Source organism: Roseateles sp. P5_E1 (assembly GCF_054049335.1).
On record NZ_JBFUMN010000248.1, the window covers coordinates 1 to 651 of the forward strand.

The 651-nt window shown below is 72.4% G+C and carries 1 protein-coding gene; it reads left to right on the forward strand.

All coding sequences use genetic code 11. The annotated features are described in order from the left end of the window. Positions 1-294, forward strand: a 294-nt coding sequence (locus tag ACXJKJ_RS30855; RefSeq protein ID WP_457395335.1) for a diguanylate cyclase, incomplete at its 5' end; no start/stop codon positions are given. Between the last annotated feature and the right edge of the window lie 357 nt (positions 295-651).

The following is a 651-nucleotide window of genomic DNA, read 5'->3' on the forward strand; positions in this document are numbered from 1 at the left end:
GAGGAATTCGCGGTGGTGGTTCCCGCGACGACGCGCGAGGGTGCGCTGGCGCTGGCCGAGACCATGCGCCAGGCGGTGGAACGGGTGCGTCTGGCCTCGCCCGGTGCGGTCAACCTGATCGGTGTGACCGTCAGCATCGGCGTGGCGCATGTCGCGCAGATCGCTTCGTCCGATCCCAGTGGCCTGCTGGCAGCCACCGATGCCGCGTTGTACGAGGCCAAGCGGCATGGCCGCAACCGGGTGGTGGAGGCGGACGCTGGCGTGTCATCCGTCGCCGGCGCGACGCCGCGATGAGCCGGTCGCCGCGGCGTGGCGCCCGGCGCTGACAATGGACGCTGCGATCGATGCTGAAGCCAGCGAGCAGCAGCGCAGCGATCCCCCAGCGCATCGCCCTGGACAACCAGGCAGCGCTGGCCACCCGCCACGCCAGTGCGGCAATGCCGCGGGTGGAGCTGTACCGGGCGTTGGGGGGCTGGCAGGGTGGCGAAGCGGTCGCAACGACGGGGACGTCAGGCGCCGGGGCCGCGCATCCCTGATCCGCTGTCGACCGGCCGTCGGGGTGAACCCCGCCGGCCCAGCAGTCGGTAGGGCAGGTAGCCGATCATCAGCACCGGAATCACCGTCAGCGCCGCCCGGAGCACGGTGCCGCCC